Source organism: Dermatophilaceae bacterium Sec6.4, assembly GCA_039636865.1.
Classification (GTDB): domain Bacteria; phylum Actinomycetota; class Actinomycetes; order Actinomycetales; family Dermatophilaceae; genus Allobranchiibius.
In genome coordinates this window covers 2758941-2773713 of the sequence record CP144172.1, presented here as the reverse complement: position 1 = coordinate 2773713, position 14773 = coordinate 2758941, and the positions used below count along the sequence as shown (strand labels likewise).

Genomic DNA, 14773 nt, shown 5'->3' with positions numbered 1-14773 from the left:
TCCCCCAGGCTGTCGTGGCCGGCGCTGCGGCGCTCCGTAGAATCAAGCGGAACAACACGCGAAAGGTGACCGGTGGCCGGGCTGATCAAGACAGACGACGTCGCTCTGGTGAAGGAGCGCAGTTCTCTGGAGGACGTCGTCCGCGAACATGTCACCCTGCGCTCGGCTGGTCCGCGGTCACTGAAAGGCCTGTGCCCCTTCCACGACGAGAAGACACCGTCTTTCACCGTCAGCTCGGACAACGGCACTTATCACTGTTTCGGGTGCGATAAGGGCGGAGACGTCATCTCTTTTGTCATGGAGGTCGAACATCTGACCTTCTCCGAGACGCTGGAACGGCTGGCCTCGCGGGCCGGTATCGAACTGCATTACGAGGATGGCGACCGGCCGCGTGAAGAAGGCGCCGGGCGACGTACCCGGCTCGTCGAGGCGCATCGGGTGGCGGCGGAATTCTACGAGGAGATGTTGCACACCCCCGACGCGCTGGCCGGGAGGTTGTTCCTGCACAAGCGCGGATTCGATCAGGACGCCGCAGCCCACTTCGGGGTCGGTTTCGCCCCGCGTGGCGGCGACGTGCTCGCGCGCCATCTACGGCAGAAGGGGTTCACCGAGGACGAAGTGGTGCTGGCCGGGCTGGTCGGCCGCGGGCGCGGGCTCTACGACCGGTTCAGGGGCCGACTGGTCTGGCCGATCCGGGACATCACCGGCGACACGGTGGGTTTCGGCGCTCGCCGCATCTTCGACGACGACCGCATCGAGGCGAAGTACCTGAACACGTCCGAGACGCCCATCTACAAGAAAACGCAGGTGCTCTACGGGCTGGACCTGGCGAAGAAGGCCATTGCCAAAGATCGCGAGGCGGTCATCGTCGAGGGCTACACCGACGTGATGGCGGCCCATCTGGCGGGAGTCGAGCATGCCGTCGCGACGTGCGGTACGGCGTTCGGGTCCGAGCACCTGCGCACGTTGCGCCGCCTGCTGCGCGACGCACCCGATCAGCGGGCTGCACGGGTGGTCTACACGTTCGACGGGGATGCTGCCGGGCAGAAAGCGGCGATGCGGGCGTTCGAGATGGCCGGACAGTGGGACGCCAATTCATTTGTCGCGGTCGCGCCGGACGGGCAGGACCCCTGCGAGTTGCGACTCAGCGGCGGGGATGAAGCGGTCCGCAGACTGGTGCAGGACGCTACTCCGATGTTCGAGTTCGCCGTTCGTACAACGCTGCGTAGATTCGACCTGGACTCTCCGGAAGGTCGCGTGCAGGGCGCCCGGGCCATCGCACCGATCATCGCTGCGGTCCGCGAGCCGGTGATGCGCGGGGAATACCTGCGCACGGCTGCCGGGTGGGTCGGGCTGTCCGAAGATCACCTGCGTGCTGAACTACGCCGCGCCGGAACCGCTCCTTCGACCAGCGCGAACCGGAGCTCGCAGCGCGCGATCGAGGCCCGCGACGACGAGAGCGGACGCGACGCGCCGTCGCCGGGGATGCCGGCCCCGGACGAGCGTGACCCGGTGGTGCGGGCCGAGGCGCAATTGTTGGAGTGCCTGTTGCAGTTCCCGATGAACGTGCCGGAGCAGGAGCTCTCCCAGGTGTCCAGCACCGACTTCACCGCCCCTGCCCACCGCGCGTTGTTCGCGGCCGTGATGGCCGCGGGACCACCGGGCCAGCGGACGCCGGCCGTATGGCTGGACGACGTCAAGAACGGGGTGCCGCAGGTGGTGCACCAGCTGCTGTACCGGTACGCCGTGGCGACGCTGCCCGTCCGGTTGGAGGCAGAGACCGGTGGACCGCCGCTGCGTTACGCCCGCTCATTGCTCGTGCGGGTGCGAGAGGTCGCGCTGCTGAGCGAGATCAACCAGGCGATGAGTGAATTGCGTCGCTCTGAGCCGGGCTCCGCGCGCGAGATCGCCCAGCGGCTGACCGCGCTACAGAAGGATCTGACGCGGTTACGTGCCAGCGTGGAGTGAGCCTGCTGGGTGCGACCGGTTTGCGTGAGCCCGGGCGAGCCAGGCAGAGTCGTTGCAGAGTTCATTACCCAGCGGGAGTCCAGACACCGCGCAGAATCGTCACGATCAAGGAGTTCACATGCTCGGAACAGTCATCAGCGCCATCGTCGTCGGTTTCATCATCGGCGCGCTCGCGCGGCTGATCATGCCCGGTAAGCAGAACATCGGGTGCATCCTGACCACGATCCTGGGCGCCATCGGCTCAGCTGTCGGTTCGTGGATCTGCTACAAGCTCGGTTACGACGGATCCAACAAGTCTTTCGAGGTGGTGCCGTTCCTCGTCGGGATCGTCGTGGCTGCCATCCTGATCGGGATGTTCCTCAGCGTCACCGGCCGCAAGACAAGTCGCTGACACTGTGAGGCGACCGCGTTTACGACGTGCCGACCCGCTCCCGAGCGAGGTACGGGTCGAGCTCGCACTGGTCAGAGGTGAGCAGGTCCTCGCCGCCGCTCGCGAGGACACAACGCATGCCTACGTCGTGGCGACCAGTTACCGGTTCGTGATCTGCACCGCAGAGCAGATCCTCAGCGAGCGTGAGTGGTTCGACGTGGACGCAGGCCAGTGGGACCCGGACACCTGGACCCTCACGGTGACCTGGGTCGACGGTCGCCGCGCGGGTCAGTACACGTTCCGCGAACAGGAGACGCGGGTCCCCGAAACCTTTCACGAGCGGGTTCAGGCCAGCGTTGTGCTCGCCGCGCCTCTGGACCTGCCCGGCCCACGCCGCTCAGGACGTGTGGTGATCCGCAAAGACCTGCGAAACGGCCACCTGATCGAGCAGACCGTTCTGGGTCGTCTCACCCCCGCAGACGATCCGGCCGTCATCGCCAGAGTCGATCAGTTGATCGCAGAACTTCGAGACCAGGTGGGGCTCTAGATCGCCGGCCACGAGGTGGCTCCTAGTCGAGAGCGTGGGGTCTGTTTGGTGCCTGGCGGGCTGAATTGCTAGAGTGCTGACCGCGCCTTGGCGCCGGTCCCCTGTAGCTCAATTGGCAGAGCATTCGGCTGTTAACCGGAGGGTTGTTGGTTCGAGTCCAACCGGGGGAGCAGGAAGAACGAGGAAGGGCCCCGACCAGTTGGTCGGGGCCCTTCCTCGTGTCATTTGTTCGCCAGCCGTGCACTTCTGGGTTCCGGGTACACAACATCGACCGCTCCTCGAGTCACTCGAACACCCGTTATCACGAGCGACCAACCCAGAACGTCGAAAAGGGTCAGTAAATCTTCACGATTTGGTCACGAGTTCTTCCGGCAAGCGCTAATTTCGGAAGGTCACAGTGAGCGCCGTCACGGCCCAGGTCGTCGGCCCGGCCGAAAGGATCGATCATGAGTACCCATCGAACACACCCTCGCGCATCGCGGCGAGGAGCCGCCACGACCTTAGGGGTGATCACCTGTCTCGGCTTGTCCGTGGCTCCCGCTATGGCCATGCCGACCGAAGGAACGCCCGGTCAGGTCAACCCCGGCAACAGGAACAGCAACAGCAAGCCGGCGTACCCCGTCGTCACCACGGGCCTGGACAACCCGCGTCAGCTTGCGTTCTCCAGCAATGGTGACCTCTACGTCGCAGAGTCCGGTCATGGTGGCAGCGGACCCTGCATCCCGAGCCCTGACACCCCCGGTCTCAACTCGTGCTTCGGCACGTCGGGGGCCATCACCAGGATCACCCACGGACGTGCCCGCCAGGTCATCACCGGGCTGCCCTCGCTGGCACCGCAGATCTCCGCACAGGGCGGCCAACTGCCACCTGGGGCAGAAGCCGCCGGCCCATCCGATGTCACGATGATGGGTCGTGACCACATTGCCTTTACCATCGGTCTCGGCTCCAACCCGACGAACCGATTCAAGTTCTCCGCGTACTCCAGCGCCGGGCACCTGCTCGGGACCGTCGCCACCAGTCGGGTATCGCCGTGGTGGGCGCCCTTCTTCCGTACCGGGATCGCCGGGGTTCAACAACGGGCCGACATCGCAGCGTTCGAAGCGGTCAACAACCCGGTCCCGCCCGCCGAAGCTCCCGACTCCAACGCCAACGCGCTGATCACGGACGGGAATGGCTTCGTCGTCGCCGATGCTGGCGCCAACGACCTGCTCCGGGTCGCCCCCGACGGCAAGACGAGGCTCATCGCGACGTTCCCGTCGGCAACGAAGACCTGCCCACCGTCACCGCAGGCGCCTCAGTCCGTCCCGACCTCCGTCGTGAAGGGCCCAGACCACGCCTATTACGTCAGCGAGCTCACCGGATTCCCGTTCTGCCAGGGCGGCTCGAGGATCTGGAAGGTCAAGGACGGGAAGACCAGCGTGTACGCCTCCGGCCTGACCAATGTCACCGACCTGGCATTCGGGAGCCACGGTGAGCTCTACGCCGTGGAGATAGCGCAGAAAGGCCTCCTGAACGGTCCGATCGGGGCCGTCGTGAAGATCCCACGCGGCGGGGGTGACCAGCAGCAGGTGGTGGCAGCGGGTTTGTTCGCACCCTACGGAATCGCATTGCGCGGAAATACCGCCTACGTCACCACCGGCTCGATCCTGCCCGCGGCTGCCGGCGGCGGACAGGTCATCAAGATTGCGCTCCCCCAGGACAAACACTGATCCGGGCTACTCGCAAACGCCTGCGACGCATGCATCAGACGAATAGTCAGCGCCGTGTAGACCGATCCGTAGTCGCTGCTGGAGCTCAGCAACACGCCGGCGCCCCGACTCGGGGCGCCGGTTGTGGCTCGCGTTGCCGCTCCTCAGTCCGATTGGACCACCGAAGTCGGCCAGGATCGTCGGTCCGACGCTGTCGTCCAGAACTCGAAGGTCAGCCATTTGCTCACCATGCACGGCAGGTCACCCGCAACGTGTTCGGCAGCGCCAGCCGAACGCAAACGACGTCATCTACCCTTTATTTGCCGCCGGGACACGTTCGGAATGCCCCGTGCTCGGAGGCGGGGTCATCTGTGATGGGGCAGAGGGGGAATCGGGCTTGGGGGTGTCAGGTGGGGGAATGTCGACTGGGGGATTACCGGGGGACTGAGCGCCGAAGAAGAAGCCGGCGATGGCGGCAACCAGAGTTGTCACGGCCGCTACCAGCTGGGTTCGAAGGTCGCGTACTCCGGGGCCAGAGAGGCCGAATGACGCCACCAGAGCGACACCCAGCAAGGAAAAACCAGCGATTGCCAATGTGGTGCGCGTCGTACGCTTACCGACGCGTGCGGAGAGCCCGAGAGTGTCCACCAACTTCTGCTGGACGGCTGAGTCGGTCGTTGCGATGCCCACGGCACCTCCCGATGCAAGCTCCTGAAGTGATTTTGCTCCTTTGGATCGCCTCCGCAGTCCGAGCACGGTTTTCAGTGTCGATCGGGGGGCGGTCAGGTTGTAGAGCGTAAGGGCAAACATTGCGACCACTATGGCTGTCACGAGTGCGAGCAGGGCTATCAGAAGCCAGGTAGGCAAAGCATTGACTGAGTCTGGACCCGGAGCGGCCGCCGAGGATGTGGAGGGGATGGGATTCATCAGGGCTCCTTCTAGGGATGCACTTGAGTCGAGCCAATCCGTATTTTCCTGACGCCCTGAGGGTGCCTCTGTCGTTACGCCATCTGGCTCTCTTTGGAATCTTTCAGTGTCCCGCCTCACGAGGTGTTTGTCCGAGTAATTTCCCGAGCTGACCTCGGCTGCTGTCAGTCGAAGTGACCGGCCTGGCGTGTGGCGTGGTGTCTGGTCACTCGGCCGCACACCATGAAGGCGCAGACGACTCATACGGTGGTATTGCACGGCGAGGATTGGGTATGGGCAGGCGTTGATTCGCGATCAGCACCTCAAGGCCCAGCACGATGCGTTGACCGCTGCGGTTGGGCGACTTCCTGGTGACGGGGCAATCGCTGAGGTCTAGCACTCCTTGACGTCCGGGCGGATCCGGGATGGGCTGGCTGCCGCCCACCACGCCCTGGGTGATCGCGTGGTTACCTGCTCAGCCGCTGCTGGGGTAGATGAAGATGGTGGTGCCTGGCGCTTCATTCGCGGCGGCGGACGTGCCGGTGATCTGCCCCCTGGGCTGCGGGCCTTTGCGGGCCGGGCCCAGTTGTACGTGGAAGCCCGCGGCCTGCAGCGTGGCGATTGCGGCGTTGATGCTCTGGCCGATGACGCTGGGTACGGGGACCTGACTTGGCGACGGCGAAGGTGACGGACTCGTTGAACTAGTAGGATTCCCCGGAACAGCGGGGAACTGCTGGACCGGCTGCCCCTTCAGCGCCGCGTCCATGATGGCCTTCCAGGTGGGTGCGGCAATCGAGCCGGCGAACAAGTACGAACTGCCGTAGTTATGACCTGCGAGGGTGATGTTCTTCAGGTCGGGCTGATCGCCGGAGTGTCCGATCCACACGGCGGTGGCCAGTTGCGGGGTGTAGCCAACGAACCAGATGTTCTTCGCGCCGGTCACGGTTCCGGTCTTGCCGGCGGCAGGGCGACTGTTCGCCAGGGCCGACCCATAGCCGGTGGCTTGCGGGTTGTTGGGGTCAAGAACCGCCTGGAAAATCTGATCTACCTGGGCGGCAACCGCTGGGGTCATGACCTGCTTGCAGGCAGCAACGGAGATGGGTAACTTCTTGCCGTTCCCGTCCACCATCGACAGCACCGGGCGTGGTGGGCAGTATTTACCGCCCGCGGCCGCTGTCGCATACGCGTTGGCCAGTTGGATGGGTGACGTTACGCCGGCGCCCAACACGACCGCTGCGGGCGTGATCTGCAACTTCGATCTCGTCAAACCCAGCTTCACCATCGTGTCGACGATGTTGCACATCCCAACCTGGGTAGCCAGCTGCGTGAAGGCGGTGTTGACCGACAACGCGGTCGCCTGCGCGTACGTCATCGGACCGGGCGGTACCCGCGCATCATTGCCCATTGGGAAGGTGCCCCGGGGCGCCTGGTAGCACGGCCCGGCGAAGTCCTTGAAGGGAAAGGCAGTGCCGGGTTGACCGTTGACGCTGATGTTCTGAGGCGGTACGTCGATGGTGTTGTCCGGTGAGACATTTCGTTGCAGCGCGGCGACGATTGAGAAGTACTTCGCTGACGAACCGAAGGTGAAGCTGGAGTTTGCAAGATCCAGAGATGTCTTCCCACTGCTGTTCGTATTGCTGTACGAGGTGTTCTGACCAATGGCGATGATGTCGCCGGTCCCGGGTTGGATCATCGCCGCAGCAGTATTGATGTTGTACTGGTTGTGGGTGGGTACCTTCGCTCGTAGTTGCGCGTTGATGATCGCGGCCATCTTCGGTTGGAAGGTGGTCTTGATCGTCAGACCCCCGCTCTTCAGCGTCGCCATCCGCGCGGCCCGGGTCGTACCGAGAGCAGGTTGCTGGTAAAGCCAATTGGTGACGTAGTTGCAGAAGTACGGGTACTGCGACGACGAACAGTTACCGCTGACGTTCTTCAGCTTCAGCATTTTGGACACTGGTAGGGCTACGGCCGCGGAGTATTGCTGGTGAGTGATGATCTTCTGCTGCAACATTGCCTGCAGCACTGTGTTGCGTCGCGCTTGGGAGTCTTTGGGGTTGGTGACCGGGTCGAACGACGTCGGCTGGTTTACCACTCCGGCCAGCAAGGCGGCCTCTGGCAGGCTCAGTTGAGAGGCGTGCACGCTGAAGTAATGCTCGGCGGCGGCCTCTATGCCGTACTGCTGATCGCCGAAGTAGACGATATTCAGGTACCCGTCCAGGATCTGGTCCTTGGAGTACTTCTGCTCCAACGCGATCGCGTATCGCAGTTGCTGCAACTTACGCACGTACCCCTGTAGACCGTCCTGGGTCACGGCTCTGTTGGCGGCATTGGTGTTGCCGGCATCCCGCGCCTGGTTCTCCAAGGCGACTTTGACGTACTGCTGCGTCAGGGTCGAGGCGCCCTGTAGCCCGCCGCCTTGCGCGTTGCTGCTGACCGCGCGCAGGAGACCTTTGGGGTCGATCGCGCCGTGTTGGTAGAAGCGCTGGTCCTCGATCGCGACCTGCGCCTTGCGCATGATGGGCGCGACCTTGCTCAGCGGCACCACGACCCGGTTCTCGTTGAACGGTGTGGCGATCGTCGAACCATCCGCGGCGAGGATCCGCGACTGCTGCGCCAACGGATTCATAGCGAACGTCGCGGGCAACCCGTTGAACAGGGCGATGCTCCCATTGCTCGCCAGACCAGCACTACCCACAGCAGGGATCAGCAACCCAGCCGCCAACAATCCCATCACCATCGCGGTGGCGATCAGTGCAACGAGCAAGGTGAGCACGGATCCCAGACGATTGATGACACGCATGCCGGCGAGATTAACGCTCGCTGCTGTGCAGACCCTTATCCCGCCTGCTGTCCATTCAGCCACCTCACCCGGACGTAGCTGAACCGCTCGGTGGTCTTTCAGCCTCCAAACCACACTGCTGGCAGCGCATTCATGTGAAACTCGTCAGCTATGTCTGGCCGCGCTCTTCGCGGCCGGGTGCACCACCGCTATTCGCAAGGACTGCGACGTGGCCCAGTGCTGTCATGGCAGTCACGCCCAGTGCAACACCGCAGGCCAAGCCCCGCGACGGAGGGACTATCCGAGCTTCGGTGTTGGTGACCCGATTGGTGGTCAATATTTTTCAGCGGCGGGCCAGCGACCCTCGAGCACGATGGCGAAGACGCGCAGTGCTGATTTCCACCGCACAGTCCAGCGGGTGGCTGCTTTCCCGGGCGGGTCCCGGCTCCGGGTGACGAGGTGGAGGCGTCTCAGCGCTGCATGCTCGTTGGGGAAGTGACCCCGTGCCGGTCTCGCAACGAATGACTCAGAGACTGCCCGGTCCGGTTGACACCGGTTGGAGCGATAGCGACGGGAAGGTCGAGACGGGAACCGACGGCCAGCCAGGACGCCTTGCCGCGGTAATGGCACAGGCTGCCTCAGGCGCCCGACCAGTGCGGGCCAACAGTGCCGCCATCGGATCCACTACTTAAGGTTCGTCGCACTGGGAGCGACTTGCCGCATCTGTCGCGCAGGCGGCCCTCGCGAACCTCTCGGGGTGTTCAGGTGACGTCGAGTTCTTGGCGCATACCGTCGGCGTAATGGTTGGGCAGGTTGCAGACCAGCTCATACCGGCCGGCGGGTAGCTTCAGGGTGACCCAGGACGCGGAGCCTGCGGGGATGCCCTCGCCGGCACCGGCCGCGCATGCGGTGGAGGCCTCACCCAGAGAGCCGGTCTCGGAGACCTTGCCGTTGGCGCCGGGGATCCGTTGGCCGATTTTCGCGCCCGCGGCGAGAGGGAGCACGACCAGTTCATGGGTCCGCCAGCCGCGGTCGCTGGCCTGCAAGGTGATGGTGCCGGCCGCGACAGTTGACGGCGTAGCGCGCAACATCATGCGGGCGCCCATCGGGGCAGTACCGCCCATCATCTGGGTCATGCCCATGTCGGCCAGGATCACGTGGACCACCGCCCCGGATGACGACGGTGCGGCGGGGGTGCACGTGCTGCCAGACAGCGTGTAGCCATTCATCCCCTGGCCGGTACGACCCATCGCCGACCCGCCGTCGCTCATCCCCTGGCCGGTACCACCCATCGCCGACCCGCCGTCGCCCATCATCGACCCGCTGCCCCCGCAGCCGGTCAACGCCAGCGCTCCCGCAGCGAGAACACTGATTGTGGGAAGGGTACGGCGAAAGTGGACGGTGGTCATGGCCCCATTCCACTCGCGCGATCGCTAGCCGACCAGAGCCAGACGTCCCGACTGACAGGTGGCTCACTCCGCAGGCAAACCCCGGCAGTCAGGCCGGGCGCTAGGAGTGGGTGTCGGTTTTCGATGATCGTGTCGCCTCCAGCCCGAGAAGGATTGTCAGCAACGATCGCGACAGAGTTCGTCTCTTCCCGTTCGGTCAGAAATTGGAGAAGTAGTTCGGCGTCGTGGCGGTCCAGTTGGCTATACCCGAGTTCGTCAAACCATCAGGAGATCGATGCGCACCCACTGGGTGATCGCTTTGGCCACGACCCTCTTTTTCGTGGCTTCGACGAGTTCACTCTCGAGTTTTGGTAGTCAGGGCATCCTGGACTGGATATCCCTCTTCGGCCTCGAAGGCAGGCCAGCACCAGCGCGCCTTAGTGCTCGGGCAAGTGGTGGTTGTTCCGTCTGGCTCGCCACGATGGCCCAAGATGGGTAGCCGGTTACGGGGTCAGTGCCAGGCGATCTTGTGGCCACCTGTGGTTCTGACCGCCGGAACCGCTGCTGGCTGGGTCCGCGCGGGGCGGGTGGCGCGGTGGTAGGCGATGGTGACGGCTCCTGCGAGGACGACGAGCCAGCCCAGAGCAAGCATCAGCGGACCCCAGTCGTGGAACGTGTGCAGCAGGGCGCCATCCAGTAGAACGCGGGAGCCGCCGTAACCGGGGAGCCATTTGGACCCGGCGGTGGGAGTGGCGTGCAGCATGGGGCTCTGTGCGATGCCCAGGTCCAGGAACGGCAGCAGGAACGCGATGAACACTCCGCCGACCCGGCCGAAGATCGGGGCGAGTAGCGCGCCGATCAGACCGTAGGTGAGGGCGATGAGCAGATTGGCGGCGGCGTAGATCGGCCAGCGTTCGGCGTGGAAGACCAGGGCGGTCGTGGCCAAAGAGATCGCGGTGGCGCCCAGAGCGGCGAGAGCCAGCACACCCAGGCGCGCGGTCAGCAGGGAGGCAGGGCGCAGTCCCGCGAGAGCTGCGCGGCGGTCGCCGTTGTGACTGTCGAGCACGGTGAACAGGCCCACTAGTGCGGCGAGGGAGCCGACCGCGATCGGCGCCATGGTTGCATCGTGCACATCGGGCATCGAGAAGGTATGGGCGAGCAGGCCGCTTGGCCCGGTGAGGAAAAAAGTGATGGGCTTGTTCGGGGTAACCGCGTTGGCGCCGAGGATGAATACCACCGGAACGATCACGAACAGCACCCACAGGGTGGGGTTGCGGCGGGCGTCTTTGCATGTTGATCGCCACGCGGCGCTGGTTTGATTGATTCTGGAGCCAGGTCGGGAGCGGTGAGCCTGTGGGTGCGCGGTTCTGCTGCGAGCCGCGGCCAGGGCCCAGGCCGCGGCGGCCGCGATGGCCGTGGTGAGCAGGGCCCAGCCCAGATCGCCGATCCGTCCGCCGTGGCCCGAGGGTTGGTCGAGCATCCACAAGGTGACGAAGTGGGTGGGCAGCGCGCGCGTGACGACCCGGTCGCCGGCGCCCATGGCGGGACCGAAGAACACATCAAGGATCCACACGAACAAGACGATCACCGTGCCATTGACCGGCGAGCTGACGACCGATCCGACCCCGGCGCCGATGGCCACATAGATGATCGCGAACATCAGGGTGCCGGCCACGGCTCGCCCAGGGGAGTCGATCCCGGTGCGCGCGGCGAGGGCGATCAACGCGGCAGCGGCAGCCAACAGGGCAAGGCACCCACCGGACAGCAGCCGGGCCAGGGCCAGCCGCGAAGCGCGCATACCCGCGATGACCATCCGACGGTCGGTGTCGCGGGTGGCCGCGGTCTGGAAGTACATCGCGATTCCGGCCAAGAACGCAGCGGCCCAGCCAGCGGTAGCGGTCTGCACGGATGACCCGGGCGGTGCGCCGAGCAGCTTGGAATAGTTCGATAGGGAACCCCCCACGACGACGACGAACACGGTGGGGATGACAGCGAGAAGCAGCAAATTGACCGGGTTACGGACGTAGTCGGTCAGGAACCGGCGCACCAGCACCAGGGTCGTCATTTCGGGCCGGTCTTACCGTCTCGCACGGCCACGATGCGGTCGAAACGCTCCTCATCGACGACGAAATGGCTGATGATCAGCACTGTCCGGCCGGCGGTCCGCCGTTGTGCGACTAGATCCCAGAACTTTAGGTACGTGTCCCAGTCGAACCCGGCATACGGTTCGTCGAGCAGGAGTAGGTCAGGGTCGGCCAGCAGCGCCAGGCCAAGGTTGAGCTTGGACAAGGTACCGCCAGACAGCTGATCGGCCCGGGTAGCTGCGTACCGGTCGAAGCCGAGCGCCTCGTAGATCCCCTGTCGAGAATGGATCGTGGCCTCACCGGTCATGGCGTAGGCGTGGCCGAAGAGGTCGAAATGTTCGTTGCAGGTCATCCTCGGGTACACCAGAGCCTCCTGCGGGCAGTAACCCAGCCGGCCACTGTGGGTCACGGTGCCCTGGTCGGCAGCGAGGGCACCGACCAGAATTTTCATCAAGGTGGACTTGCCCGAACCGTTCTCCCCGACCAGCCCGACCACCTCGCCAGGAAACAAGGTGAGATCCGCGCCGCTGAGGACCTGGGCGGTGCGACGTCGTGGCCAGATGCCACGCCGGTAGGCCTTGGTGATCGCCGATGCCTCCAACACTGTCGTGGGCGCGCCGTCATTAGCTGACGTCACTGTGGGCGCGGCGCTGACAGGGCTTCCTTTCCGGTCGGGTTCCTGCGTCGTGGTGTCCAATGGCGGCGTTGTGGCATACCCGCGTTGCGATGTTGGTTGAGCTGATGACGTTGGCATAGTCCACGCCCTGCTCGCCGTGATGACGACGCAAAGTCAAACTCGTACGAAGGCCCGGCATGAGCAGTATTGCTACCGAAAGGCGGCAAAGAAGCGGCCTCTCCGCTCCGAACTGGCTGAATACGCAGCCCTACAAAAGTAGGTGCACACGGATATTCGTGTCAACGTCTTGTGTTGAACGTCAAGGGTGCGGGGGCATCGCCGTTTTGGAGAATCTGGCGGTGTGGGATCAATGATTCAGGGGAGCTGGAGATCGGTCGGAACAGTGGCGCGGTGGGTTCCGTGGGAAAGACGGTACCGGGTGGGTGACGCTGTCCTACATGTTCATGGAACCGTCGGGGCGGGTGTGCGATCGCATGAAAAGCCGTTCCCCAAGGACGATGAGAATGATGCCGGCGCCGGCGGCGTAGAGGCTGAGGGGGTCAGCCGAAGCTTTGACCCACACGAAGGCGCTGAGGACGAGGAGGTCCAGGGCGATTGCGGCCACGACGATGGTCGGCTTGAACTCCACACGTGCTCGCAGGTGGCGAAGGAGGCCCCAGTGGATGGCGATGTCCATCAGGAGGTAGTAGATCGCGCCGAGGGCGGCGATGCGGCGCAGGTCCAGTGTCGCCGTCAGGGCCATCGCCAGAACGACGGTGTAGACGGTCGCGTGGATGCGAATGGGGCCGCGGATCGCGAAGTGGCGGTGGGGCACCTGCTTCATTTGTATGAGCATCCCCAGCATGCGGGAGGCGGCGAACACACTGGCCATGACCCCTGACGCGGTCGCCACCACGGCGAGCACCACGGTGAACCAGACGCCGCTGTCGCCAAACGCAGGCCTGGCAGCCTCGGCGAGGGAGAAGTTCTCAGCGGCGATGATCTGGGGGAGGGTGAGGTTGCCGGCCACGGCCGCGGCGATGGCCAGATAGACGACGCCGCAGATGGCCAGCGAGATCACGATGGCCCGGCCGGTGTTGCGATGCGGGTTGACGATCTCACCACCACTGTTGGCGACGGTGGTAAACCCTTTGTAGGCGAGGATGGCCAAGGCGACCGCAGCCAGGAAGCCCTCCGGGGAGACATCGATGCCGGCAGCGGCAGTTCCGTTGGTGAAGTTGGTGGCGTGGGCAAGCCACAGGCCGGCGATCGCGAATAGCCCCAGACCAAGGATCTTGACCGCTGCCATAGCGCGTTGGCTCGCCTCGACAGCCTTGTTCCCGGCAACGATCACGAGAAAGGCCACCGCGAGAAGTCCAACGCCTAGCGCAGGAACCCAGAAGGCAACAGGGTGTAGACCAACGATCTGGAGGATGTAGGAGGCGAAGGTGCGGGCAACCAGGCTTTCGCTGATGACCATCGAGACGTACATGAGGATCGCGAAGACACCCGTGGTGGTGCCGGGTCCGTATTCCTCGCGCAGGAACACCGCGATGCCCCCGGATGAGGGGTAGACACCGGACAGTTTTACATACGAGTAGGCGCTGAAGCCGACAACGATTGCCGCCACGATGAACGCGAACGGGAACAAATCCCCGGCGAGTCGAGCGGTCTGGCCGGTCAGGGCGAAGATCCCGGCGCCGATCATGACCCCAGTGCCCAGCGCAACGGCGCCCGACAAACTCAGACTGCCGGGTACGTCCTCCGACGCTTGATGCTCGGGTCCGGGGGAAGTGTTTTTCATGGTTGCTACGTCCTTGCGATGCATGCCGAAGGCGGTCGCTCAAACTCGCATGCTGCAGCGTCTCGACCGGCGCTGCGGGCGCGATCCTCAGGATTTTCTGCGGTAGACCTTGGGGGATGCGGACACGCAAGGAAAGGCCTTGAAGGCATCGATCGCAGCCGGTCAGATGGTTGGACTGAGTGCGCTAGGCGGGGGGATTCATGAATGGCAGACGTGGCGGAGACACGTAGTCATGGCTCCAGTGCGGTGTGTGTCCGTAATGGCTGTAGACGCTGGTGTGGTGGTCCCGGTCATCGACGAGATCAGGGGCGTAATCGGGCGCCGATGCGACCCGCTCGTGGGATTGATCGATGAAGACCTCGTGCTCGGTGATCTTGGTGACGGCGTCCACGGGTATCAGGGTTTTGGTGTCGCCGAAGCCAAGGAACCCGCCATGTTCAACCAGCAGGAAACGGACTTTCTTCTCTTGGTCGTCGATGAGGAGATCAGCGACCCTACCGATGCCGACGCCGTCTTTGTCTCTCACTTCTCGGCCGCGCACGTCGTTGGCTGATCCATCGACCGCTTGGCCGCGGTCGCCCAGCGTGTAGAGGGTCGCGCTGTCGCTATGTGTCATCAGGTTT

General features: G+C 64.3%; 10 protein-coding genes, 1 tRNA gene and 1 pseudogene. 5 read left to right on the top strand and 7 right to left on the bottom strand.

The window, feature by feature from the left end; translation table 11 throughout:
* Positions 1–72 precede the first annotated feature (72 nt).
* The 5 genes from dnaG to V3G39_13160 all read left to right on the top strand — a co-directional run bounded on the left by dnaG (position 73) and on the right by V3G39_13160 (position 4594).
* Positions 73–1968 (top strand): DNA primase, encoded by a 1896-nt coding sequence (gene dnaG, locus V3G39_13180; protein ID XAS75596.1) that lies wholly within the window; start codon positions 73–75, stop codon positions 1966–1968.
* 118 nt (positions 1969–2086) lie between these two features.
* Positions 2087–2359, top strand: coding sequence for a GlsB/YeaQ/YmgE family stress response membrane protein (locus V3G39_13175; protein XAS75595.1), 273 nt, complete (start codon positions 2087–2089; stop codon positions 2357–2359).
* Between the two features lie 4 nt (positions 2360–2363).
* Entirely contained in the window at positions 2364–2885 is a 522-nt protein-coding gene (locus tag V3G39_13170; GenBank protein XAS75594.1) for a hypothetical protein, read from the top strand.
* Between the two features lie 97 nt (positions 2886–2982).
* Positions 2983–3055, top strand: a tRNA-Asn gene (locus V3G39_13165).
* 276 nt (positions 3056–3331) lie between these two features.
* Entirely contained in the window at positions 3332–4594 is a 1263-nt protein-coding gene (locus tag V3G39_13160; protein ID XAS75593.1) for a ScyD/ScyE family protein, read from the top strand.
* Between the two features lie 1360 nt (positions 4595–5954).
* Here the strand turns inward: V3G39_13160 and V3G39_13155 are convergent.
* From V3G39_13155 to V3G39_13125, 7 genes and pseudogenes are all read right to left on the bottom strand, one after another.
* Positions 5955–8279, bottom strand: coding sequence for a transglycosylase domain-containing protein (locus V3G39_13155; protein XAS75592.1), 2325 nt, complete (start codon positions 8277–8279; stop codon positions 5955–5957).
* Between the two features lie 312 nt (positions 8280–8591).
* Positions 8592–8765: pseudogene (locus tag V3G39_13150) on the bottom strand (IS256 family transposase).
* A 254-nt stretch (positions 8766–9019) separates the two neighbouring features.
* On the bottom strand, positions 9020–9667 hold the full coding sequence (locus V3G39_13145; GenBank protein ID XAS75591.1) for a hypothetical protein: 648 nt from the start codon (positions 9665–9667) through the stop codon (positions 9020–9022).
* Positions 9668–10157: 490 nt separating this feature from the next.
* Entirely contained in the window at positions 10158–11711 is a 1554-nt protein-coding gene (locus V3G39_13140) for an ABC transporter permease (GenBank protein XAS75590.1), read from the bottom strand.
* A complete protein-coding gene (locus V3G39_13135) occupies positions 11708–12367 on the bottom strand; it encodes an ATP-binding cassette domain-containing protein (protein XAS75589.1) in 660 nt (219 codons plus the stop codon). Before V3G39_13135 ends, V3G39_13140 begins: the two co-directional genes overlap by 4 nt.
* A gap of 433 nt (positions 12368–12800) precedes the next feature.
* Positions 12801–14150: an APC family permease gene (locus V3G39_13130; protein XAS75588.1), complete on the bottom strand. Its 1350-nt coding sequence runs from the start codon at positions 14148–14150 to the stop codon at positions 12801–12803.
* Between the two features lie 184 nt (positions 14151–14334).
* On the bottom strand, positions 14335–14766 hold the full coding sequence (locus V3G39_13125) for a PRC-barrel domain-containing protein (GenBank protein XAS75587.1): 432 nt from the start codon (positions 14764–14766) through the stop codon (positions 14335–14337).
* Positions 14767–14773: the final 7 nt, after the last annotated feature.

Coding starts and splice junctions, on each gene's coding strand:
- V3G39_13175 (XAS75595.1), top strand. CDS start 2,087: ATGCTCGGAACAGTCATCAGCGCCATCGTCGTCGGTTTCATCATCGGC.
- V3G39_13160 (XAS75593.1), top strand. CDS start 3,332: ATGAGTACCCATCGAACACACCCTCGCGCATCGCGGCGAGGAGCCGCC.
- V3G39_13155 (XAS75592.1), bottom strand. CDS start 8,279: ATGCGTGTCATCAATCGTCTGGGATCCGTGCTCACCTTGCTCGTTGCA.
- V3G39_13145 (XAS75591.1), bottom strand. CDS start 9,667: ATGACCACCGTCCACTTTCGCCGTACCCTTCCCACAATCAGTGTTCTC.
- V3G39_13140 (XAS75590.1), bottom strand. CDS start 11,711: ATGACGACCCTGGTGCTGGTGCGCCGGTTCCTGACCGACTACGTCCGT.
- V3G39_13130 (XAS75588.1), bottom strand. CDS start 14,150: ATGAAAAACACTTCCCCCGGACCCGAGCATCAAGCGTCGGAGGACGTA.
- V3G39_13125 (XAS75587.1), bottom strand. CDS start 14,766: ATGACACATAGCGACAGCGCGACCCTCTACACGCTGGGCGACCGCGGC.